The following is a 21,780-nucleotide window of genomic DNA, read 5'->3' on the forward strand; positions in this document are numbered from 1 at the left end:
GCTGACGACCCAGTTCCGACGTGATCGAGCCAAAAAGCTCAGGATCACGATCAGCAAGGGACTGGGTGAAAAATCCGGTGTCACGAAGATTGGCGTTCATGGGCGCTCCACATGGCTGGGTAAAATTCTTGCGGATTTCCTATCGGAAACGCCACATTTGCAAAAGGCTTAAAGCGACGATTTGGCCCGCTACGGCGTCAAGACTGGCCTATCGGGGAAAGGTATGTTTGTTTCGGAACCAAATGTGCAGCACCGGAAACCGGAAAACATGAAAAAAAGAATCGCCTTTCTTGCCAGTGAGGTCAAAGTGGCGCAAACAGCCCGTGACACTCTGGTGGCCAAACACGGCAATGCCGCTCCTCGCGACGCAGATGTTGTGGTTGCTCTTGGAGGGGATGGCTTCATGTTGCACACCCTGCACAACATGCAGCATCTCGATACACCGGTTTATGGTATGAACCGCGGCACGATCGGGTTCCTGATGAACGAGTACCACGAAGACGACCTGATGGCACGGCTGGAGGAAGCCGAAGAAGAGGTGATTAATCCATTGGCAATGCGGGCGATGGATCAGTCCGGAAAATTACACGAGGCGCTGGCGATCAACGAAGTATCGCTGTTGCGCGCTGGGCCACAGGCTGCTCGTTTGAAGATCAGTGTTGATGGCCGCGAGCGCATGGATGAACTTGTCTGCGATGGAGCTCTGCTGTCTACTGCGGCGGGGTCAACGGCATATAATTACTCGGCGCACGGGCCTATTCTGCCGATCGGCTCGGACGTTCTCGCGTTGACACCAATCGCCGCATTTCGCCCCCGCCGATGGCGTGGTGCCTTGCTGCCTAAAATCGCAAAGGTGCGGTTTGATGTGCTGGATGCGGACAAGCGACCTGTTATCGTTGCGGCTGACTCCATAGCCTTCCCAGACGTTGATTGGGTCGAGATCCGATCCGAGCCAGCGATCTCACATCGCATTCTTTTCGATCCGGGACACGGGTTGGAGGAGCGGTTGATATCCGAGCAATTCACTTAAATTTACGTTTCTGCGAGCTTTTTTGAGCCTGTGTGAAGCAGTTCACAGGGGATTCGCTCACAATTGGATAGTGTGAACTTGCTCGGAGAACACGCCAAGGTGGGAGTGAGTGGCCACCTGAAAGGCGTTTTCGAATGATTGCGCAGATTTTGCGCTGGCGAGGGTGGGTGGTGCTACGCTCGTCATCAGAAATCCGGGCTTATTTTAGCAGTCGGGCCCCGGGTACAATGTCCCGGGGTCTATTTTTTCAGCCACCCTGCAACTCTGTCTTTTCCCATAACGGCAGGCAAATTTGCCCCACGCGTGCTTCGATGGCCGCGGCCGCATCCACCGCCAGATCTTCGCGCCAGCGCTGAGCGGCAATCTGAACATTGATCGGCTGAGGACCCTTCGGCAATTCAGCCAGCCGGGCCGGGACACATGCCGCAGGCAGGCCTAAAAAGTTCATCGCATAAGAATATACGGCGCACCCCAGAACCTCGTGCACACCTTCAGCGCCTTCGGTGTCCCGGTCGGGTTTGAAGAACGGTTGTGGCAGGAAAGGCGACAGTACCAAAGGGAAATCCTGCAGAAACAGGGACCATTCGCGCGCGTAGTGGCTTCGTTTGGCCAGCATCTGGATCATCTCGGTTTCGACAATTGGCGGGAATTCCTGGAAATAGACCTCAAAGATATTCTGAATGGTTTTGGAACCAGCGGCTTCGATATCTGATTTCATGAGCGTCAGCACTTCGCCCATCAGCGTACGATAACCGATCCGACCACATTCAAAAACATCAGGCGGGTCAATCTCTTCCACAACATAGCCCGCATCAACCAGCGCCTCTCGTGCCGTGTCGAGCGCTTTCTCGACCTCGGGGTGCAAGGCATAGCCGAATGTGTTTTTTGTAAAGGCCACTTTGACTGGTGCGTCGAGGTCAGGACCACGCCAGGGCATTGGCACGTGAAACGGGTCACGCGCGTCTGCGGCGATCAGGCTGGGCATGGACAGATGCAGGTCGGCAGCCGACCGGGTTAACAGGCCCTGGACGGACATCGATTGCGCCAGCAAGCCGCGTTCGGCTTTCTGGCTTGGGTTCCACGCCGGGACACGCCCCAGCCCGGGTTTCACTGTCACGGCTCCGTTGGCTGCTGCGGGAAAGCGCAGGCTGCCGCCGATATCGTTGCCGTGGGCCAACGCGCCGATTCCGGCCATGACCGCGACGCCAGCCCCGCCGGAAGAGCCGCCGGGAGAGATATGCCGCCCCCAGGGGTTGTGCGTACGCCCATAAAGCGGGTTGTCCGTGTCGGCGCGGAACGAGAACTCGGGCGTGTTGGTCCGCCCGATAACAATTGCCCCGGCCTTTTGCAGGTTGCTCACAACCGGGGCGTCATCCGGTGCCATTACATCTTTCAGAGCAACAACACCGTTGGTTGTGGCATGGCCTTTTTGGTCAACATTCACCTTGATCGTGACCGGCACGCCATGCAGCGGCCCCGTCGGTTGGCCGTTCGCCCGCGCATGGTCCAAGGCCTTGGCACGTTCCAACGCCTCGGCGCGCAGGTCTTCCACCACTGCATTCAGGTCGGGGTTGACCGCATCCATTCGCTCGATCGAAGCCTGAACCGCCTCGGTCGCACTCAGGTCCCCGCGTCTTGTCAGGGTGGCCAGGTCAGTGGCGCTGAGACGCCAGATATCGGTTTGTGTCATGGGTCCTCACTGTCTTAATGCGACAGTAGGGAGGCTGCTTCCGGTTGCAAGAGAAGACACGACAAAGGGCGGCTTGCGCCGCCATCAGGTTACTTGGCATAACCGATTGTCTGTAAGGCTTCTTTGATTTCGTCAAGAATGGCAGGGTCGTCGATTGTTGCAGGCATTTTATAGTCGTGGCCGTCTGCAATCGATACCATCGTACCGCGCAGGATTTTACCTGAACGGGTCTTGGGCAATCTGTCGACGACCACAGCCAGCTTGAAGGCCGCCACCGGGCCGATCTTTTCCCGAACCATTTTGACGACTTCCTGAACCACGTCGGCATGATCCCGGTTTGCGCCGGCATTCAGGCACAGGAACCCAACGGGCATCTGACCCTTTAGCTGATCCGATACACCGATCACCGCGCATTCGGCCACATCCGGGTGAGCGGCAAGCACTTCTTCCATCCCGCCGGTCGACAGGCGGTGACCCGCGACGTTGATGACATCATCGGTGCGGGCCATGATGTAAAGGTATCCGTCCTCGTCGATCATTCCGGCGTCGCCAGTTTCATAATACCCGGGGAAGTGCTCCAGATAGGATTTCTTGAACCGCTCCTCGGCGTTCCACAGGGTCGGCAGGGTGCCCGGAGGCAGCGGCAGCTTGACAGCGATGGCCCCGAGTTCGCCGGCTTTCATGGGGTGACCACCTTCGTCCAGTATTTGGACGTCATAGCCCGGCATCGGTTTGGCAGGCGAACCCAGCTTGATCGGAAGCTCTTCGATGCCCAGCGGATTGCCGGCAATGGCCCAACCGGTTTCGGTTTGCCACCAATGGTCGATCACCGGAACCTTCAGCGCATCCTGTGCCCATATGATGGTATCAGGATCAGCGCGTTCGCCTGCCAGATACAGAGCCCGCAGATGAGACAGATCGAATTTGGCGATCAATTCGCCCTTTGGATCTTCACGTTTGACGGCGCGGATCGCTGTGGGCGCGGTGAAGAAGCTTTTGACCTTATGCTCGGAGATTACGCGCCAGAAGGTGCCCGCATCAGGGGTGCCGACCGGTTTGCCTTCGAACACAATCGTCGTGTTCCCGTGGATCAGGGGTGCGTAGCAGATATATGAGTGCCCAACGACCCAACCAACATCGGACGCCGCCCAGAATACATCACCTGGATCGACGTTATAGATGCTCTTCATACTCCAGTTCAGCGCCACCAGATGCCCGGCAGTTGGGCGCACGACTCCCTTGGGCGCCCCGGTGGTGCCCGAAGTGTAGAGGATATAAGCCGGATCGTCTCCGTCGACGGGGACACATTCTGCTGGTTCAACGCCGTACTGGAACCCGTGCCAGTTGTAGTCGCGCCCTTCGATCAGCTGAGCAACTTCTTGTTCGCGCTGGAAGATGACGCAGAAATCCGGCTTGTGTTCAGCAAGTTCAATGGCGCCGTCCAGAAGCGGCTTGTAGTGCACCACCCGCCCAGGCTCCATTCCGCAGGACGCGGCTATGATCGCTTTGGGTTTGGCGTCATCGATACGGACCGCCAATTCGTTGCTGGCAAATCCACCAAACACCACGGAATGCACAGCGCCCAGACGTGCGCAGGCCAGCATCGCCTCAAGCGCTTCGGGGATCATCGGCATGTAGATGATGACGCGGTCACCTTTCTCGATACCTTTTGCCCGCAGCGCACCGGCAAGATTGGCCACGCGGTTGCGCAGTTCAACATATGAAATCTCGCGCTTGGTGTGGGTGATCGGGCTATCATAGATGATTGCGGTTTGTTCGCCGCGCCCGTTTTCCACGTGGCGGTCCACGGCGTTCCAGCAGGTATTGACCCGTGCGTCGCTGAACCATTCGTACAAGGGCGCATTGTCGTCGAACAGCGCTTTGCTGGGTTCCCTGACCCAATCGATCCCCTTTGCGGCGTCCATCCAGAACGCCTCGGGGTCCTTCTTCCAGCTGTCATAAACGTCCTGATACGCCATCTCGTCCTCCTCACAACGACTTGGTCTTTGTGTTAGGACCCAGAAAACTTTCGGGCAAGCGCGTCAAATGACGACGCGTCAGTTTATCGCAAAATATTTGCAGGAAATCGCACAAAAGCTTGCAAATTTTTGCAAACCTCTTTTCCAGCATTGAATTTTCTGCGCCGAAAATGTCATTTTGCAAACTTGCAAATTCGGCAGTGCAAAAGATCATGCGAGAGGCGACTCGGCGCAACGCCAATTCGCCACTCATCCGCTATCGTCACCACGGAGGTGAAACGACATATAGCAGCCAAGGTGTGAGTGTTTTATTAACCGCAAACCCGCGAGGATTGCGGTTCACGTCGACAGGAGACCAGCTTACCCGTAATGCGCCACCGGGGTCCCCGCTATGGCAGCCATGTTCAGCAATCCGCGTGCGGTAATGGACGGGGTGACGATATGCGCTTTGTTGCCCATTCCCATCAGAATGGGTCCGACTTCGATCCCGTCCGCTTTCATTTTCAGAATATTTCGCACGCCGCTGGCTGCGTCCGCATGGGCAAAGATCAGCACATTTGCCGCGCCCTGAAGGCGTGATCCCGGAAAGATCCGCTCGCGAAGGTCCGCATCAAGGGCGGCATCCAGGTTCATTTCCCCTTCATAGATAAAGTCGCGTGGTTTCTGGTCCAGGATTTCCAATGCGGCGCGCAGGCGTTTTCCGGAACCTTCTGCCTGATTGCCGAATTGCGACTGCGAACAGAATGCGATCTTGGGCTCAAGCCCAAATCGACGAACATGCCGTGCCGCGCCAATGGTCGATTCGGCCAACTCCTCCGGTGTCGGCAGTTGCCGAACGTGCGTATCGGCTATGAACAAGGGGCCGTCTTCCAATATCATCAGTGACAAAGCGCCGTGCGGGCGCAGGTCGCCGTCGGCCAGCACCTGTTCAACATAGTTCAGATGCCAGCGATATTCGCCAAACGTGCCGCAGATCATACTGTCAGCTTCGCCTCGATGCACCATGATCGCGCCGATGGCGGTCGTATTTGTGCGCATGATTGCCTTGGCCAGGTCAGGCGTCACACCTCGGCGCTGCATGATCTGATGATACGAGTTCCAGTAGTCGTAATAACGCGGATCGTTTTCCGGGTTCACGATCTGGCAATCTGTGCCCGGGCGAATAGTCAGGCCCAGCTTTTCGCAACGGGATTCGATTACTTCGGGTCGCCCGATCAGGATCGGCGTTTCTGTTGTTTCCTCAAGAATGGCCTGTGCAGCCCGCAGCACCCTTTCGTCTTCGCCCTCGGCAAAAACGATGCGACGGGATGCGACAGCCGCAGCCTCGAACACGGGGCGCATCAAAAGGGCCGACTTGAAGACAGTCTGGTTGAGTTTTTCCTTGTAGGCCTCAAGGTCCTCAATGGGGCGCTTTGCGACGCCGCTTTCCATGGCTGCCTTGGCAACCGAAGACGAGACGACGCCCACCAGACGCGGGTCAAAGGGTTTCGGGATCAGGTAATCCGGCCCAAAGGTCAGTTGTTCGCCCTTATAGGCGGCTGCGGCCTCGGCGCTTGTCGTCGCGCGGGCCATATCCGCAATGCCGTCAACGCAGGCAATCTGCATTGCATCATTGATCTCGGTCGCGCCCACATCCAGAGCCCCCCGGAAGATAAACGGGAAACACAATACGTTGTTGACCTGATTGGGGAAATCGCTGCGCCCCGTGGCGATGATCGCGTTCGGGGCAACCTCACGCGCGGCCTGTGGCAAAATTTCAGGCGTTGGGTTGGCCAGTGCGAAGATGATTGGACGATTGGCCATTTTCTTGACCATTTCGGGCTTCAGGACATTCGGGCCGCTAAGACCCAGAAACAGATCTGCATCGCCGATTACATCATCCAGAGTACGCAAGTCCGTTTTCTGCGCGAACTGCGACTTATGCGGGTTCATATCCTCGGCACGCCCCTCGTAGACGAGCCCGTGAATATCGCACAGCCAGATGTTTTCCTGTTTCACACCCAGCTTCACAAGCATGTTCAGGCACGCAATCCCGGCAGCCCCGCCACCGGTTGATACGACCTTGATGTCTGCAAATGTCTTTCCGGCTACATGCAGAGCATTCTTCGCAGCGGCCCCCACGACAATGGCCGTTCCGTGCTGATCGTCGTGGAAAACGGGAATGTTCATGCGTTCGCGGCACAGCTTTTCGACTATGAAACAATCCGGCGCCTTGATGTCTTCCAGGTTGATGGCCCCGAATGTCGGCTCCAGCGCGCAGACGATATCCGCCAGCTTTTCCGGATCGGGCTGATCGACTTCGATATCAAAACAGTCAATGCCTGCGAACTTTTTGAACAGGACGGCTTTGCCTTCCATCACCGGTTTCGAGGCCAGCGCCCCGATATTGCCTAAACCAAGAACCGCAGTGCCGTTGGACACCACGGCGACAAGGTTGCCGCGCGCCGTATACTTTTCAGCGTTCGCAGCGTCGGCTTTGATTTCAAGGCTGGCCTCGGCAACGCCGGGCGAATAGGCGCGCGCCAGATCGCGACCATTGGCCATCGGTTTCGTGGCCTTGATCTCAAGTTTTCCAGGTTTCGGATGGGCGTGATAGTCAAGCGCGGCCTGTCGCAGGCTGGGGGTGTCAGACATTGGAGATTCAGTTCCCTCTGAGAATTTGATTTAACATTAAACTATTCGTCCGAGCTTGGCTACGTTGCGTAATTTTGCCGACGTCTCGCAGTTGCGAACCGGAATTGGGTTGAATTTTGACACATTTTTTTTACATCTAGGTAACTTTGCGAAACGAACAAACACTCAGGCAAGACGAAGCAGTAATGACTTTCAAGGCAAATGATCAGGTCGATGGCCTGTCCTCTGGTCCTGTGGCGGATACTGGAGTTGCGCGGCTGACCATATGGTTTGCGGTGCTGTCGGGTGTTGTGCTTCTTGGTGCTGTTGGCATCTGGCCAGAACAGGCACTGGTTTTCAATCAGGAAGGCGGATTGTTTGAAACAATTTCCGCGGCGTCTTTGTTTGCAGCGGGTGTGGCGGCTTTGTGGCGATACCCGGGTGTCACCCGGCTGTATATCGGGCTGACATTCCTATTGTTGGCCGAGCGTGAGCTTGAGGAAAGCGTTTACCCTGAAGGCAGTTTGCCGTTCCTGATCCTTGACTGTCTGGATGCCGTGCTGGACGTCACTGTGGTCAGGGTCCTGCTGGCCTGCGTTGTTCTGAGCGGCGTCATCTGGCATGGGATCCCGACGGGATGGCGTGCTATCAAGCAACGCGCGTCTTTTATGATCGTGTTCATAGTGGCCGGCTGTCTTGCCGTCATCGCCCAACTTCTCGAGGAATTCACCGGGCTGCACAGCGACGCTTTGTCGTCAGTTATGAAAACGCGCCTTTTCGTGATGGAAGAAACGCTCGAGATGTTCTTTTCGATTGGCATTTTGGCCTCTGTTCTGATCGGATGGCCAAAATCGAAATCTGATGAGACATCTCATGACAAAGACATCCGAGCCTTCCCGGACCCAAGCTGAATTTCGTTTGCCTACCCAGGAAATTCGAAACGACATCCCCTTTTATACCAAGGTGTTGGGGATGCAGATGGACATGATCTATCCCGCAGACGATCCGCGCGTCGCAGTGTTTTCAGGGCACGGTCTGCGGCTGCGGATCGAAAAAGACGCGCCCGAAGGTCCGGGAGCATTGCGCATCCTGACAGATGACCCGGAAAGCTTTGCAGATGGCCAACGCGTTCTTGTCGCGCCGAATGGGACCCGGATCGAAATCGAAGAGCGAAATCCGCCGCTGGTGATGCCTGAAACAGTTCATTCCTTCGTGGTGCGCAGGCTCAAGGATCAGGCACCCTGGATCATCGGCCGGGCTGGGATGCACTATCGCGATCTGGTGCCAGACCGTTTGGGCGGATCGATCATCGCAAGCCACATCCGTATCCCGGACGGTGGTCCGGTGCCCGACATGGTGCATTTTCACAAAGTTGGGTTCCAACTGATATTCTGCATCCATGGCTGGGTGGATGTTGTCTACGAGGATCAGGGAGAGAAAATGCGCCTGAATGCAGGGGATTGCTTTATCCAGCCGCCGGAAATTCGTCACCGTGTACTCGAAGCGTCAGACAATGTTCAGGTCATCGAAATAGGGGTGCCAGCAGAACATGTCACGGAAATCGACCATGACATGCAGCTTCCAACGCCGCATTTTCGCCCGGAGCGCGAATGGCAGGGGCAACGCTTTGTCTATAACCAGGCCAAGGACGCTGAATGGGTACCGTTCCGTCTTCCGGGTTACATCTGCCGCGACACGACAATTGCCGAGAACACCAAAGGGTTCGCAGGGGTCCAGGTCGTCCGCAAAGGGCAGGGCGATACCGAATGGGCCAGCCACGATACGGACATTCACTTTACCTTCGTGATGGACGGAGCGGTCACGCTGGAAGGCGAAGGGCGCGAGCCCTACCGGCTGGAGCAAGGAGACGCCTTTGTCATCCCGCCCGGGATGCGCACGCGGTTATCTGCCCCATCGGACGACATCGAGTTGTTGGAAGTCACCTTGCCCGGTACCTTCAACACAACACTGGGCTGACCGAAAAACATCCGCTGGGGGCTTCAACTTCTCCGCCTTTTTACTTTACGGTGCAATTTTCTGACCAGACGATCAAAAAATGGGGAATCGCCATGTCGCTCAAAGACGCTGCTTTGTCCGTCCGGGAAAATGCCTATGCGCCTTATTCGAAATTCAAGGTTGGCGCGGCGCTTCGATCCTCCTCGGGACAGGTCTATTCCGGGTGTAACGTTGAGAATGTGGCATATCCCGAAGGCACCTGTGCTGAGGCCGGTGCAATCGCCTCGATGGTTGCTGCGGGCGAGCAGGAATTTACAGAGGTCTACGTGGTTGCCTCCAGCTCTCAGCCTGTGCCGCCCTGCGGTGGGTGCCGCCAGAAACTGGCCGAGTTTGGCAAGCGCGATGTGAAAGTTACTCTGGCAACCGTGGACGGTGCCGAAATTGAGACAACCATCGGGGATCTGTTGCCGGGCGCATTCGATGCTTCACACATGGAGGATGTCTGAACGCATGGATGCCCGCTCGATCATAGCAAAACTGCGCAGGCAGGAGGTGCCGGGTCGCGAGGAACTGATCTGGTTTGCGCAGGGACTTGCGGACGGAAGCGTCAGCGACGCGCAGGCCGGGGCTTTTGCCATGGCCGTCTGCATGGGCAGTTTGGGTGCTCAGGGGCGTGCGGATTTGACGATCGCGATGCGCGACAGTGGAGACGTACTGACTTGGGATGTGGACGGACCGGTGATCGACAAGCACTCGACCGGAGGTGTCGGGGACAGTGTCAGCCTAGTTCTTGCCCCGGCGCTTGCGGAATGTGGGGCGTATGTCCCAATGATCTCGGGCCGGGGCCTGGGGCACACTGGTGGAACGCTTGACAAGCTTGAGGCTATCCCGGGGGTCAGCACTCAGATCGGGCAGGACCGTCTTGCGCAGATTCTGCGCGAAACCGGCGCCGCCATCGTCGGAGCGACGGGCCAGATCGCGCCGGCAGACAAGCGCCTTTATGCGGTGCGGGATGTGACCGCGACAGTTGAGAGCCTGGACTTGATCACAGCGTCGATCCTGTCCAAAAAGCTGGCCGCCGGCCCGGACGCGCTGGTTCTTGACGTCAAGGTCGGCAGCGGCGCTTTCATGAAAACGATGGAAGATGCCCGCAAATTGGCCACCGCATTGACCGAGACCGCAAACGCAACAGGGTGTCGCACCTCGGCGGTGATCACTGACATGAATCAGCCATTGGCCCCGGCGTTGGGGAATGCTTTGGAGATCGCTGAGGTGATGAAAGTCCTGACCGGCTCGGATATGTCACCTTTGGCAGACATTTCTGCCGAGCTGGGGGGCGTCTTGCTGACCGATGCAGGAATGTGCAGTTCGGTCGATGAGGGACGTGATAAAATCTTTGAAATCATCCGTGACGGACGCGCAGCAGAGCGATTTGGGCGCATAATGGCAGCGGTTGGGGGCCCCGTTCAGTTCGTCGAGACCTGGGCTCGGTTCCTTCCTGAGGCGAATGTCATCCAAGAGGTTCCGGCGCCGCGGGACGGCTTCATTTCTGCTATCGATGGCGAAGCTCTGGGTCTTGCCGTGGTTGCGCTGGGCGGTGGCCGTCAGGTCGAAAGTGATGAGATCGATCCAGCCGTCGGAATATCCAATATTCTCCGGCTGGGGGATCGTGTGACCAAAGGTTCACCGATTGCCGTGATCCATGCAGCTCGGGAAGATGCCGCGCGCCGAGCCGCAGAAACCGTGCTGAGCGCGATTGAGATCAGCGATACGACTCCGATGCTTCCGGATCTGATCCACGAAAGGATTAGCGTATGAGCCGTGCATTTCTCGTCGTCATGGATTCCGTTGGAATAGGCGGTGCGCCTGATGCCGATCGTTTTTTCAATGGGGACGTCCCGGATAGTGGGGCAAATACGCTGGCTCATATCGCACAGGCTTGTGCCGAAGGGCGGGCCGAAGACGGTCGCTCGGGCCCTTTGAGCCTGCCGAACCTCGACGCGCTGGGTTTGGGTGCGGCTGCGCGACTGGCGTCTGGGGACGCAACCCCCGGATTGGACGCCAAACCCGTTGGGCTGTGGGGCTGCGCGCGCGAGCATTCGCCCGGCAAAGACACGCCCTCGGGCCACTGGGAACTGGCAGGTCTGCCGGTACTCTGGGAATGGCACTATTTCCCGGATACGGTTCCAGCTTTTCCTGCGGACCTGAGCCGGGCAGCGGCCCGGGCCGCCGGGACCGAAGGCATCCTTGGCGATTGCCATGCCTCGGGCACGGCGATCATCGCTGAATTAGGTGCCGAGCATATGCGAACCGGCTGGCCGATCTGCTACACCTCAGCCGACAGTGTGTTTCAGATCGCAGCCCATGAAGAGAGTTTCGGGCTGGACCGTTTGCTGGGTATGTGCCGCGCACTTGCACCGCGCTTGCACGAGATGAAAGTGGGCCGTATCATTGCCCGCCCCTTTGTCGGCACTCCAGAGGCGGGATTTGAACGGACAACCAACCGCAAGGATTTCGCCATTCAGCCGCCCGCTCCGGTTCTGACCAATTGGGTGCAGGATGCCGGGCGGAAGGTGCACGCGGTGGGCAAGATCGGCGACATCTTTTCCATGCAGGGTATCGGCACGCTGCGCAAAGGGTCGGACGCTGAACTCATGCGGCACCTTTCAGATCTGGTGGATGACGCCGAAGAGGGCAGCCTGACTTTCGCCAATTTTGTTGAATTCGACAGTCTTTTTGGCCACCGTCGGGATATCAGCGGCTATGCCCGAGCATTGGAATGGTTCGACCGGGAGGTCGGTGAGATTCTGGCCAGGCTCCGCCCCGGCGACCTGTTGGTGTTGACCGCCGATCATGGCAATGATCCCAGCTGGACCGGAACAGATCACACACGTGAACAAGTACCGGTTCTGATTTCCGGGTCTGGCGCGGGGCAGATCGGCCAGGTGGACTTTGCCGACATTGCCGCCAGCATCGCCCATCACCTGCACATTCCGGCGCAAGGACCGGGAAGGAATTTTCTATGAGCGTCGCCGACCTGCCGAAAATAGAACTGCACCTGCATCACGAAGGCGCCGCGCCACCGGCATTCATCCGTCAGCTTGCGCATGAGAAGCGGGTGGACCTGAGCGGTATCTTCAAGTCCGACGGTTCTTATGATTTTCGCGATTTCGCGCACTTCCTGAATGTGTATGAGGCCGCCTGCGAAGTCCTGAAAACGCCTGAAGACTTCCGGCGGCTGACATTGGCCATTCTCGAAGAAAGCGCCCGGAACGGCGTGGTCTATTCGGAAACCTTCCTCAGCCCGGACTTTTGCGGGGGTGGTGATCTGCACGCGTGGCAGGACTATCTGAATGCCATTCAGGACGCTGCGGATGAAGCCGAACGCAAGTTCGACATAACCCTGCGGGGTGTCATCACATGTGTCCGCCATTTTGGCCCCGAGCAAGCCAAGCGGAGCGCCTATTGTGCAGCAGAAACAGCGGGCGACTGGATTACCGGTTTTGGCATGGGGGGAAATGAATCCGTTGGCACACAGGGTGACTTCAAATGGGCTTTCGACTGCGCGCGCGAAGCCGGGCTTCGCCTGACGACACATGCCGGTGAGTTCGGAGGCCCTGAAAGCGTGCGTGATGCCGTGCGCGATCTAGGGGTCGAGCGCATCGGGCACGGTGTTCGCGCCCTCGAGGATCCGGACCTTGTTCGCGAACTGGTCGACCGGGAAATCACTCTTGAGGTCTGTCCTGGATCGAATGTGGTTCTGGGGCTTTTCCCCGATTTTGCGGCCCACCCGATTGCGAACCTGCGCGATGCAGGCGTGAAGGTAACGGTATCCACAGACGATCCCCCGTTTTTTCACACGACCATGCGACGGGAATATGAGATGTTGAACGCAGCCTTCGGCTGGGAGGCCGAAGATTTTGCGGCCCTGAATCAGACCGCCCTGGAAGCGGCCTTTTGCGATGATGATACCCGCGCGCGGGTCAACAAAAGACTGGAGAACACATGAGCGAACATCTGACCGTCGTCGATCACCCGTTGGTGCAACACAAACTGACGCTCATGCGGGACAAGGGTACCTCGACCGCCGGGTTCCGGCAGTTGCTGCGCGAAATAACGTTGTTGTTGGCCTATGAGGTCACGCGCGAAATTCCGTTAACCACGCGCCATATCGAAACGCCGATGGAAGAAATGGATGCCCCCATTCTTGCGGGCAAGAAAATGGCGCTGGTGTCGATCCTGCGTGCCGGAAACGGGATGCTGGATGGGGTGTTGGAATTGGTTCCTTCTGCGCGCGTCGGTTTTGTCGGTCTGTATCGCGACGAAGAAACGCTAAAGCCCGTGCAGTATTACTTCAAAGCACCCGAGAGCCTGAAAGACCGTTTGGTTATCGCGGTGGATCCGATGCTGGCCACTGGCAACAGCTCGGCTGCGGCCGTTGACCTGCTGAAAGAGGCGGGGGCGACGGATATCCGCTTTCTCTGTCTGTTGGCCGCGCCGGAAGGGGTCGCGCGTATGAAAGAGGCGCACCCGGATGTACATATCGTCACTGCCGCACTGGACCGCGAGTTGAACTCAAAAGGCTATATCATGCCGGGTCTGGGCGATGCAGGCGACCGGATGTTTGGAACCAAGTAACCCGGATTATTCGCCGCATATGTTTTGCAGCCGGACCCAATCGCGGTCCGGCAACACCTGTTCCAGGGTTCGGCCGACCATGGGATCAGCCTCAATCAGACCCAGTACTGATTCACCGGTAATGTCCTGAGCATAGGCGTAAGGGGTAGAGGGCAGGGCGCTTTGTGAGAACATCGCCAGCAAGTCTTCGTCCGGAAGGGATGGTCGGGGTTGCGAAAGGACCTGTTCGGTATACGTGTCAATGATCTCAGGGGTCAGTTCCCCGGTCGTCAACAACCGAAAGGCCGAGGATGCCCCGGTTCTGTCCAGCAGATCATCCAGCGGGTCGTTTAGCGCCGTACGCGCGCGCTCTGCGATAATATAACCTGCTGCGACGGCAGGGTCTTCATGGTCTTCTACCAGGGCACGATTTAACAGAACGGTGCCACCGGGCAGGCTGAGGCTGTCCTGAACACCCGCGGGCAGAATAATGATCTGCCGGACGCCTGTGCGGTGGGCCAACTGATTCAGCGAAGCCTGCGCATCCACAGACGTGCAGGCCGGTCCCGAGACGCGCTCGATCCGACGCAAAATCGTGTCTCCGATCTCCTGTCGTTTGACCTCGGGCACGACCGAGACAACGTGGTTTCGCAAAGCACCGGGGAACCAGAACAACAATACCGCCAGAACCGCTGCCACAACGCCTCCGACGCTCATCCAGCGCAAACGGCCGGGACGGGGACGAGAGCGTTCGATGGCACGTTGCAGCCGATCGATCGCTTCGAGCATCGTGGTTTCGGATTCTCCCAGTTCCAGTGTCTCATCCGGATCACCATCGGGGTTGAAAACAGCCGGAAAGGCACCGGGATTCTGCCGTTCCAGCGCCGCCAAGGACCAATGAGTCAAAGCCCTGTCATTGAAATCGGAAATTGTCAGGGTTGCTTTGCCAATCGATACCACAACTTCGCGCCGCTGTTCATCGGGCGAAGGGCGCCACAGACCGGTGGCTTCGATCCGCTGGTACTTTTTCAGGGCCGTCATCTGGTTGAGGTCTGCTCGAAATTGTTTTGCCGCAGCTTAGCATGGCAAAATCCCCGGGCGCAAACCTGTTGCGCAGGCATTCCGATTTGTGCTGGATACCCGTCAGGAAAAAGATCGCCGATCTTTGATCGCAACAGAGGCGCTAAAATGCAGGCAGACACGTCCACCGCCCCGGTGCTGGCTTCGGCCCTGATGGTAGCTGCGATGGCAATTATCGGCGTGATCGACAACGTTGTGATCCTGCTGGCCGAGACGGTCGGGCTATGGCAATTCCATTTTATGCGGGCACTGTTGATGCTGCCGCTGATTGTTGGCCTTTCCTTTCTGGGGCTGGGTGGGCTGAGGCCGTATCGGTGGGGACCTGTCATCTTACGCAGTTTGTTGATCACAACGGCTATGTTTTTCTATTTTGCGTCTCTGTCGATGATGCCGATTGCGCAAGCCCTGGCAGGGTTGTTCACCTCCCCGATTTTCGTGCTGTTGATTTCGTCCATTGCGCTCAGACAAAAGATAGGGCCGTGGCGCATTCTGGCTGTACTGATCGGTTTTTCGGGTACTCTTCTGGTTTTGCAGCCAAACCCGGTCGAGTTTGATATGCGTTCGGTTTTCCCGATTGCCGCTGGATTTTTCTATGCCTTGAGTTCGATCATGACGCGGACATATTGCGCGCGTGAAAGCACGGTTGCGATGCTGGCGGCCATGGTCATTACCCTTGGCCTGTCAGGGGCCGTGGGGGTTATTTTGTTCACGGTCTCGCCTGTTGCCACGCTGGACGGGCCCGAAGGCTTTGTCACGCGGGGATGGGTCTGGGGCGTGGGGCCCGCATTGCAATGGATTTCAATTCAGGCAGTCGGGTCGACGATTGCGGTCTTCATGCTCATCAAAGCCTATCAGGTAGGCGAGACCTCTTACGTGGCCGTGTTCGAGTATTCGGTGATGATCTTCGGGCCGCTCTTTGCATTCGTCGCACTGGGTCAAACCCTCGATCTGATGCAGGTGTCCGGGATCGTCCTGATCGCGACAGCAGGGGTTTTGCTGGGCTGGCGGGCCAAACGGTCATCCACCCAGCAAGAACTTGCCTGACGCGTGCAATACCGCACTCTGTCAACGGTTTTAAAATGCTGCAATCTGAATAAGCGACTTCATTTCGTCTGATCGGGGGCAGGTGGATTCGAACGAACACAACATGGTGCCCGTTTCGAAAATGGCACAAAAGCCGGTTTGTGGCCTGTCAGTGTTTACGGGATCTCTACAAAAATACGTTGAGACGGCCCAAATTGGGCATAAATATGTCTGAAATAAGACAGTCTCGATTTTTGATGTTAGCTGTTTGGCATAGTGAGTTTGTGCCAAAGGGGGTTAGGCACGTGTCTGAAGTTACGAGTATTTCTGTATATCTTGATCAGTCGTCCGAAACCGATCCATCCAGTTTGAACCACGCCGTGAATGCGCGCCGTGGCGGATTTTTGAACGGCACGAAGATTGCGACAACCAGCGGGTGGAAACCGGTGGAACGCATAGCAGTTGGCGATCTGGTCCGAACACTGGATCACGGGTTCAAAGAGGTGCGCCGCATCTCGACCAGCGTCGTGGTCATTTCTGCCGAAGAGCGCCGTTCGGAGTATTTGCCGGTTTTTGTACCTGCACGCGCCGCATATAACGGGCGTCCCGTCTGGCTGATGCCCGAGCAGGGCATTGCTCTGAACCTGACACGGTCTGATGTCAGGGCCAGCGTGTGTTCCGTAGTGTCCGCACGATTGCTGAACGGCGTGGGTCGGTTTATGTCGCAGGCACCGGGATCGTCGTTTGAGGTCCGTTCCCTGTTTTTCGACGAAGATCAGGTGATCTTTGTTGAAGGCGGCCTGCAGGCTTACTGCCCTTCCGGCCTTTTCAACATGCGCGGCACGGCCAGCGGGCCTGGTTACGATGTCGCTGATGAAGAGACCGGTACAGAACTGGTCAACCTGATTGCAAGCAGGGGCGATATGTCAGCCCTTGCCAACCCATTGGGTGCCCTGCCTGCACCCATTCCGCAGGAACCGATATTTCCGATCCGTCCGCCCTCTGGGGTCAGGCGACCGGGTCGACCGGGGCGTCCAAACGCGCCGGTGCTGTTTCTGCGGCCCGAATGGCAGATCTAACCAAACACTGACAAAAAAGATGCAGGCGCGTGATCTCACGCGCCTGCATCACTGTTTCAGGCAGCCTTTGCTTCGGGGTTGAAGCGCCCGTAGAAGGTTTGACCCTTCTCGGCCATCTCACGCAGCAGCGACGGGCAGGCAAAGCGTTCGCCATATTTCTCGGCCAGCTGATCACATCGTTCGGCTGCATAGGGTGTGCCGATGATGTCGAGCCAGCTGAGCGGACCACCGGACCACGGCGCAAAGCCCCAGCCCAGAATGGCGCCCACATCGCCCTCACGGATGTCTTCCAGCACGCCTTCTTTCAGCGCCCGAACCGCTTCCAGAACCTGCGCGAACATCAGACGCTCCTGTACTTCGATCAGGTCGGGCTGGTCTTTGGCAAGTGGATATTTTTCCTGAAGACCCTTCCAGTATTCGACGCGTTTGCCCTTTTCGTCATAGACGAAGAAGCCGGCATTCGCCTTGCGCCCCAGACGGCCCTGTTCTTCCATCCAGAAGATCAGATCGTCCGAGGGGCTTTCCGGATAGGCATCGCCCATGGCTGCCTTGGTCGCACGGGCGATCTTGGCACCCAGATCAATCGAGGTTTCGTCGGTCAGCTGTATCGGCCCCACCGGGAAGCCCAGCTGGCGCGCCGCGTTGTCGATCAGCACAGGGTTTACACCCTCGGCGATCATCCGCACGCCTTCGTTGATGTACGGAATGATGCAGCGGTTGGCGTAGAAGAAGCGGGCGTCGTTGACGACGATGGGTGTCTTGCGGATCTGGCGCACATAGTCCAGTGCCTTGGCCACCGCGCGATCACCGGTTTCCTTGCCCTTGATGATCTCGACCAGCAACATCTTCTCGACCGGCGAGAAGAAGTGGATGCCGATGAATTGTTCCGGACGCACGCTTGCCTTGGCCAGATCCGAGATCGGCAGGGTCGACGTGTTCGAGGCAAAGATGCAATCTTCCGGGATGATCGCCTCGACCTTTTTGGTCATCTCGGCCTTTACGCCAATGTCTTCAAACACGGCTTCAATAATCAGGTCACACCCTTTCAGATGGTCCAGATCCGGTGTCGCCGTGATGCGCGCCAGCATGGCCTCTTTCTTTTCAGCCGTGACCTTGCCGCGCTTGATACCCTTGTCCAGATAGGTTTCGGTATAAGCTTTGCCTTTGTCGGCCGCTTCCTGATCGCGGTCGATCAGAACGACTTCCATGCCAGCTTGGGCAGAAACCAGTGCAATACCGGCCCCCATCATGCCAGCGCCAAGAACGCCGATTTTCTTGACGCGCTGATCGGGCACGCCTTTCGGACGGACCGCGCCTTTTTCAAGCGCTTCCTTGTTGAGGAACAGTGTCCGGATCATCGCCGACGAGGAGGGGTTCATCAGAACGTTGGTGAACCAGCGGGCTTCGATTTTCAAAGCGGTGTCAAAATCAACCAGCGCGCCTTCATAGATCGCGCTCAGAAGGGCTTTGGCCGCAGGGAAGGCGCCTTGAGTTTTTCCGTGAACCATGGCGCTTGCGCCCACGAAGGTCATGAATCCGGCAGGGTGGTAAGGCGCGCCACCGGGCATCTTGTAGCCCTTCGCGTCCCAGGGTTTCACCAGATCAGCGTCCTTGGCATTCAGAACCCATTCTTTGGCTGCGGCAACCGGATCGTCTGCAACTGCATCGATCAACTGTGCGCCCTTGGCTTTGGCCGGGTCCATCATCTTGCCTTCAAGCAGTACGGGGGCCGCCGCCATTGCACCAACCATGCGGCTGTAACGGATGGTGCCACCTCCGCCGGGGAAGATGCCCAGCAGGATCTCAGGCAGACCGATCTTGGACTTTGGGTTGCTGGTCATAACTCGGTGATGACAGGCCAGTGCGATCTCGGTCCCGATCCCGGCGCAAGTTCCGTTGATCGCGCAGGCGATGGGTTTGCCGCCTTTCTTGGTCTTGGGGTCCATGCCCGCCAATTCCAGCTTGCGCAGGATGTGGTGCCCGCCCATGACGAAATCAAACAATGCCTGTGCGGGTTCGTCACCCGCTTCCTGACGGATAGTCGCCAGTGTATTCAGGTCCATGCCGCCGGCAAAAGAGCCTTCCTTGCCCGAGGTGATGACAATACCTTTGATCTCGTCGTCGCTCAGGGCCTGATCAATCAGTTGGCTGACTTCTTGAAAAGCTTCGCGGGTCAGCACGTTCATGGATTTTCCCTGGGCGTCCCAGGTAACAAAGGCGACGCCGTCCGCGTCTTTGGTCAGAGTGAAATCAGTCATTGTCATCTCCAATCTGGTCAGCCGTCAGCGGGCTGCCGTCCTTGCGGGTGAAGGAGAAACCGTTCTCATCATCCTTCACCATCATGTCTATGTCGCTGTAAAAGCCGGTCTCGGTCGGGGTTCGCGTGCCCACAACCAAAAAGGTTGCGGGCGCATCGGATTTGTTCACCAGATGATGGCCATTGGCCTCACCTGCGGGCCAAGCGGCGCAATCGCCGGGCAACATCACATGCTCACCATCGTCATCGATCAGCACGCAGGTGCCACTGAGCATGATGGCAAATTCGTCCTGCTCCATGTGGTAGTGGCGCAGCGAAGACAGGCCCTGCGGTTCAAGCCGCACGATGTTGACCCCGTATTGGGTCAGGCCGCCCGCATCCCCGATCCGCTGAATGAAACGACCCGCAGTCGCCTCGGCCAGCCTGCCGGGGTAGGACGAGCCGCCCTTGAACGGTATCTGTGAAAGATCCAGTTTGGGCATCATACGCGCTCGATAATCGTTGCCGCACCCATGCCGGACGCAATGCAGAGCGTGGCCAGACCGGTTTCCTTGTCCTGACGCTCCAGTTCATCCAGCAAAGTGCCGATGATAATCGCACCGGTTGCGCCCAGCGGGTGTCCCATCGCGATCGAGCCGCCGTTGACATTGACCAGGGCGGGATCGACATCGAATGCCTGCTGGAACCGCAGCACGACCGAGGCAAAGGCTTCGTTGACCTCGAACAGGTCCAGATCGCTGATCTTCATGCCGTTGTCAGACAAGATCTTCTCGGTCACAGGAACCGGGCCGGTCAGCATGATGGTCGGGTCGGTGCCGATCTTGGCGGTGGCCTTGATGCGGGCGCGCGGTTTCAGGCCATATTTCTCGCCGAATTCCTTGTTGCCGATCAAGACCGCAGCCGCACCATCCACGATACCCGAGCTGTTGCCCGCGTGGTGGATGTGATTGATCCGCTCAAGGTGCGGGTATTTCAACATTGCTACCTTGTCGAAGCCGGGCATCTGTTCGCCCATCATCTGGAAGGACGGGTTCAGTGCGCCAAGGCTTTGCATGTCGGTGCCGGGGCGCATGTATTCGTCACGGTCCAGAATGGGCAGGCCGTTCTGATCCTTGACGGTGATGACCGACTTTTCGAACCGGTTGTCGGCCCAAGCTTCGGCCGCGCGCTTTTGCGATTCAACCGCCAGAGCGTCTGCGTCATCGCGGCTGAACCCATATTCCGTCGCAATGATGTCGGCCGAGATACCCTGCGGCACGAAGTAGGTTTCCATCGCCAGAGAGGGGTCAACGGCAATCGCCGCGCCATCGCTGCCCATTGGAACACGACCCATCATCTCAACGCCACCTGCGATGTAAGCGTCGCCTGCGCCGCCTTTGACCTGGTTTGCCGCCAAATTCACTGCTTCCATTCCGCTCGCGCAGAAGCGGTTGATCGCCAGGCCGGGGATCGACTGGTCCAGATCCGAGGCCAGGACCGCCGAGCGTGCCAGACAGCCGCCTTGTTCCATCACCTGCGTGACGTTACCCCAGATCACGTCCTCGACGGCGTGCCCTTCAAGGTTGTTGCGTTCTTTCATCGCGTTCAGGGTCAGGGCGGACAGGCGCACCGAGGTTACCTCGTGCAGGCTGCCATCCTTGCGGCCCTTGCCGCGCGGTGTGCGCAGGGCGTCATAAATATATGCTTCGGTCATGGGTCTTCTCCTCAAGCTCGATCCGACGGGTTGCCGGGCATCAGGTCATAGGGGTGTTTCCAGCCGGGCTGCTCGGACAGGCGAGAAAGCCAGGCGTCGATATGGGGCCAGTCGGCACGATCAAAGCCGAAAGGTTCTGGGTAATAGAGATAGCCGCAGCAGCTAAGGTCGGCGTTGGTCACGCCGTCACCAACGATCCAGTCTCGGCCTTCCAGATGCGCGTTCAGCACCTGATAGGCAGCCTTCAGGCGGCCCTGGTTGAAGGCGATCACATCCGGGTTGCGATGCTGTTCGGGCAGAAAGTTGATCAGGAACCGGGTCAGGCCCGCCATCGAGCTGAGCTTGTGATTGTCCCAAAGCACCCAGCGCAGAATGTCATAGTTCTCTTCCCGGTCCTTACCGCCGAACTTGCCGGACTTCTCAGTCACATAGGCCTGGATGGCGCCGGATTGGCTGGTGCGAAAATCGCCGTCGATCAGAAAAGGTACTTCGCCCATTTCATTCACTTCGGCGCGATACTCAGGCGTGCGGGTTACACCTTTGAAGAAGTCGACGAAGACCGGTTCCCACTCCAAACTGGACATTTCCAGTGCCAAAGCAGCCTTGTAGCTGTTCCCACTTTCTCCGAAGCAATGAAGTTTGATGGACATGTGCTCACCCCTCCCAAGGCGCATGGTACGAAGTCGACATTCGCGTATTTCGAGAAAGACCAACTAATAGGCAGCGCCCTTGGAGTTCGTCTTTCTGAAAAAACGCCCACCCG

19 protein-coding genes are annotated in these 21,780 nt (G+C 57.7%); 10 read left to right on the forward strand and 9 right to left on the reverse strand.

The genetic code is table 11. The features are described 5' to 3' along the window. The first annotated feature begins 223 nt into the window (after positions 1-223). A complete protein-coding gene (locus tag AC2FJB_RS18930; RefSeq protein ID WP_117869562.1) occupies positions 224-1,030 on the forward strand; it encodes an NAD kinase in 807 nt (268 codons plus the stop codon). A 247-nt stretch (positions 1,031-1,277) separates the two neighbouring features. On the opposite strand, the gene AC2FJB_RS18935 is transcribed toward AC2FJB_RS18930, so the two are convergent. The 4 genes from AC2FJB_RS18935 to AC2FJB_RS18950 all read right to left on the reverse strand — a co-directional run bounded on the left by AC2FJB_RS18935 (position 1,278) and on the right by AC2FJB_RS18950 (position 7,333). After that, positions 1,278-2,720: an amidase family protein gene (locus tag AC2FJB_RS18935; protein ID WP_496720169.1), complete on the reverse strand. Its 1,443-nt coding sequence runs from the start codon at positions 2,718-2,720 to the stop codon at positions 1,278-1,280. Between the two features lie 89 nt (positions 2,721-2,809). Then, positions 2,810-4,699: a propionate-CoA ligase PrpE gene (prpE, locus tag AC2FJB_RS18940; RefSeq protein WP_496720167.1), complete on the reverse strand. Its 1,890-nt coding sequence runs from the start codon at positions 4,697-4,699 to the stop codon at positions 2,810-2,812. A 10-nt stretch (positions 4,700-4,709) separates the two neighbouring features. Continuing rightward, entirely contained in the window at positions 4,710-4,952 is a 243-nt protein-coding gene (locus AC2FJB_RS18945) for a hypothetical protein (RefSeq protein ID WP_496720165.1), read from the reverse strand. 107 nt (positions 4,953-5,059) lie between these two features. Next, complete coding sequence (locus AC2FJB_RS18950; protein WP_117869558.1) at positions 5,060-7,333, reverse strand: NADP-dependent malic enzyme; 2,274 nt, start codon at positions 7,331-7,333, stop codon at positions 5,060-5,062. 185 nt (positions 7,334-7,518) lie between these two features. On the opposite strand from AC2FJB_RS18950, the gene AC2FJB_RS18955 reads away from it, so the two are divergent. The 7 genes from AC2FJB_RS18955 (at position 7,519) to upp (ending at position 13,906) form a co-directional block, all read left to right on the forward strand. Continuing rightward, positions 7,519-8,223 (forward strand): hypothetical protein, encoded by a 705-nt coding sequence (locus tag AC2FJB_RS18955; RefSeq protein ID WP_496720163.1) that lies wholly within the window; start codon positions 7,519-7,521, stop codon positions 8,221-8,223. Next, complete coding sequence (locus AC2FJB_RS18960) at positions 8,186-9,289, forward strand: cupin domain-containing protein (RefSeq protein WP_496720162.1); 1,104 nt, start codon at positions 8,186-8,188, stop codon at positions 9,287-9,289. The genes AC2FJB_RS18955 and AC2FJB_RS18960 overlap by 38 nt, the downstream gene beginning before the upstream one ends. A gap of 71 nt (positions 9,290-9,360) precedes the next feature. Beyond that, positions 9,361-9,774 carry a cytidine deaminase gene (locus AC2FJB_RS18965; protein ID WP_496720181.1) on the forward strand — a complete coding sequence of 138 codons (414 nt, stop codon included), beginning with the start codon at positions 9,361-9,363 and terminating at the stop codon, positions 9,772-9,774. Positions 9,775-9,778: 4 nt separating this feature from the next. Then, the gene (locus AC2FJB_RS18970; RefSeq protein WP_496720179.1) at positions 9,779-11,086 is read left to right on the forward strand and encodes a thymidine phosphorylase; all 1,308 of its coding nucleotides are present in this window, start codon (positions 9,779-9,781) and stop codon (positions 11,084-11,086) included. Then, a complete protein-coding gene (locus AC2FJB_RS18975) occupies positions 11,083-12,294 on the forward strand; it encodes a phosphopentomutase (protein WP_496720160.1) in 1,212 nt (403 codons plus the stop codon). Before AC2FJB_RS18970 ends, AC2FJB_RS18975 begins: the two co-directional genes overlap by 4 nt. Next, positions 12,291-13,277, forward strand: coding sequence for an adenosine deaminase (locus AC2FJB_RS18980; RefSeq protein WP_496720158.1), 987 nt, complete (start codon positions 12,291-12,293; stop codon positions 13,275-13,277). Before AC2FJB_RS18975 ends, AC2FJB_RS18980 begins: the two co-directional genes overlap by 4 nt. After that, positions 13,274-13,906 carry a uracil phosphoribosyltransferase gene (gene upp, locus AC2FJB_RS18985; RefSeq protein WP_117869551.1) on the forward strand — a complete coding sequence of 211 codons (633 nt, stop codon included), beginning with the start codon at positions 13,274-13,276 and terminating at the stop codon, positions 13,904-13,906. Before AC2FJB_RS18980 ends, upp begins: the two co-directional genes overlap by 4 nt. Before the next feature lie 6 nt (positions 13,907-13,912). On the opposite strand, the gene AC2FJB_RS18990 is transcribed toward upp, so the two are convergent. Beyond that, positions 13,913-14,926: a hypothetical protein gene (locus AC2FJB_RS18990; protein WP_117869550.1), complete on the reverse strand. Its 1,014-nt coding sequence runs from the start codon at positions 14,924-14,926 to the stop codon at positions 13,913-13,915. A 147-nt stretch (positions 14,927-15,073) separates the two neighbouring features. On the opposite strand from AC2FJB_RS18990, the gene AC2FJB_RS18995 reads away from it, so the two are divergent. Continuing rightward, entirely contained in the window at positions 15,074-16,009 is a 936-nt protein-coding gene (locus AC2FJB_RS18995; protein WP_496720156.1) for a DMT family transporter, read from the forward strand. A 284-nt stretch (positions 16,010-16,293) separates the two neighbouring features. Further along, complete coding sequence (locus AC2FJB_RS19000) at positions 16,294-17,067, forward strand: Hint domain-containing protein (RefSeq protein ID WP_496684454.1); 774 nt, start codon at positions 16,294-16,296, stop codon at positions 17,065-17,067. A 56-nt stretch (positions 17,068-17,123) separates the two neighbouring features. Here AC2FJB_RS19000 and AC2FJB_RS19005 read toward each other — a convergent pair whose 3' ends face one another. The 4 genes from AC2FJB_RS19005 to AC2FJB_RS19020 are packed head-to-tail and all read right to left on the reverse strand — an operon-like array spanning position 17,124 to position 21,667. Then, on the reverse strand, positions 17,124-19,325 hold the full coding sequence (locus AC2FJB_RS19005) for a 3-hydroxyacyl-CoA dehydrogenase NAD-binding domain-containing protein (protein ID WP_496720154.1): 2,202 nt from the start codon (positions 19,323-19,325) through the stop codon (positions 17,124-17,126). Beyond that, a complete protein-coding gene (locus AC2FJB_RS19010; RefSeq protein ID WP_496720152.1) occupies positions 19,318-19,806 on the reverse strand; it encodes a cupin domain-containing protein in 489 nt (162 codons plus the stop codon). The genes AC2FJB_RS19005 and AC2FJB_RS19010 overlap by 8 nt, the downstream gene beginning before the upstream one ends. Then, positions 19,806-21,017, reverse strand: coding sequence for an acetyl-CoA C-acetyltransferase (locus AC2FJB_RS19015; protein WP_496720150.1), 1,212 nt, complete (start codon positions 21,015-21,017; stop codon positions 19,806-19,808). The genes AC2FJB_RS19010 and AC2FJB_RS19015 overlap by 1 nt, the downstream gene beginning before the upstream one ends. Positions 21,018-21,028: 11 nt before the next feature. After that, positions 21,029-21,667: a glutathione S-transferase family protein gene (locus AC2FJB_RS19020; RefSeq protein ID WP_496720148.1), complete on the reverse strand. Its 639-nt coding sequence runs from the start codon at positions 21,665-21,667 to the stop codon at positions 21,029-21,031. Positions 21,668-21,780 lie beyond the last annotated feature (113 nt).

The organism is Ruegeria sp. CDSC085 (assembly GCF_059610465.1).

Bases quoted from the DNA above. Each gene is read 5' to 3' on its own strand.
- AC2FJB_RS18945 (WP_496720165.1), bottom strand. From the start codon at position 4,952: ATGAGTGGCGAATTGGCGTTGCGCCGAGTCGCCTCTCGCATGATCTTT.
- AC2FJB_RS19015 (WP_496720150.1), bottom strand. From the start codon at position 21,017: ATGACCGAAGCATATATTTATGACGCCCTGCGCACACCGCGCGGCAAG.
- AC2FJB_RS18950 (WP_117869558.1), bottom strand. From the start codon at position 7,333: ATGTCTGACACCCCCAGCCTGCGACAGGCCGCGCTTGACTATCACGCC.
- AC2FJB_RS18990 (WP_117869550.1), bottom strand. From the start codon at position 14,926: ATGACGGCCCTGAAAAAGTACCAGCGGATCGAAGCCACCGGTCTGTGG.
- AC2FJB_RS18995 (WP_496720156.1), top strand. From the start codon at position 15,074: ATGCAGGCAGACACGTCCACCGCCCCGGTGCTGGCTTCGGCCCTGATG.
- prpE (WP_496720167.1), bottom strand. From the start codon at position 4,699: ATGGCGTATCAGGACGTTTATGACAGCTGGAAGAAGGACCCCGAGGCG.
- AC2FJB_RS18955 (WP_496720163.1), top strand. From the start codon at position 7,519: ATGACTTTCAAGGCAAATGATCAGGTCGATGGCCTGTCCTCTGGTCCT.
- AC2FJB_RS18960 (WP_496720162.1), top strand. From the start codon at position 8,186: ATGACAAAGACATCCGAGCCTTCCCGGACCCAAGCTGAATTTCGTTTG.
- AC2FJB_RS18975 (WP_496720160.1), top strand. From the start codon at position 11,083: ATGAGCCGTGCATTTCTCGTCGTCATGGATTCCGTTGGAATAGGCGGT.
- AC2FJB_RS18935 (WP_496720169.1), bottom strand. From the start codon at position 2,720: ATGACACAAACCGATATCTGGCGTCTCAGCGCCACTGACCTGGCCACC.
- AC2FJB_RS18970 (WP_496720179.1), top strand. From the start codon at position 9,779: ATGGATGCCCGCTCGATCATAGCAAAACTGCGCAGGCAGGAGGTGCCG.
- AC2FJB_RS19020 (WP_496720148.1), bottom strand. From the start codon at position 21,667: ATGTCCATCAAACTTCATTGCTTCGGAGAAAGTGGGAACAGCTACAAG.
- AC2FJB_RS18980 (WP_496720158.1), top strand. From the start codon at position 12,291: ATGAGCGTCGCCGACCTGCCGAAAATAGAACTGCACCTGCATCACGAA.
- AC2FJB_RS19005 (WP_496720154.1), bottom strand. From the start codon at position 19,325: ATGACTGATTTCACTCTGACCAAAGACGCGGACGGCGTCGCCTTTGTT.
- AC2FJB_RS19010 (WP_496720152.1), bottom strand. From the start codon at position 19,806: ATGCCCAAACTGGATCTTTCACAGATACCGTTCAAGGGCGGCTCGTCC.
- upp (WP_117869551.1), top strand. From the start codon at position 13,274: ATGAGCGAACATCTGACCGTCGTCGATCACCCGTTGGTGCAACACAAA.
- AC2FJB_RS18930 (WP_117869562.1), top strand. From the start codon at position 224: ATGTTTGTTTCGGAACCAAATGTGCAGCACCGGAAACCGGAAAACATG.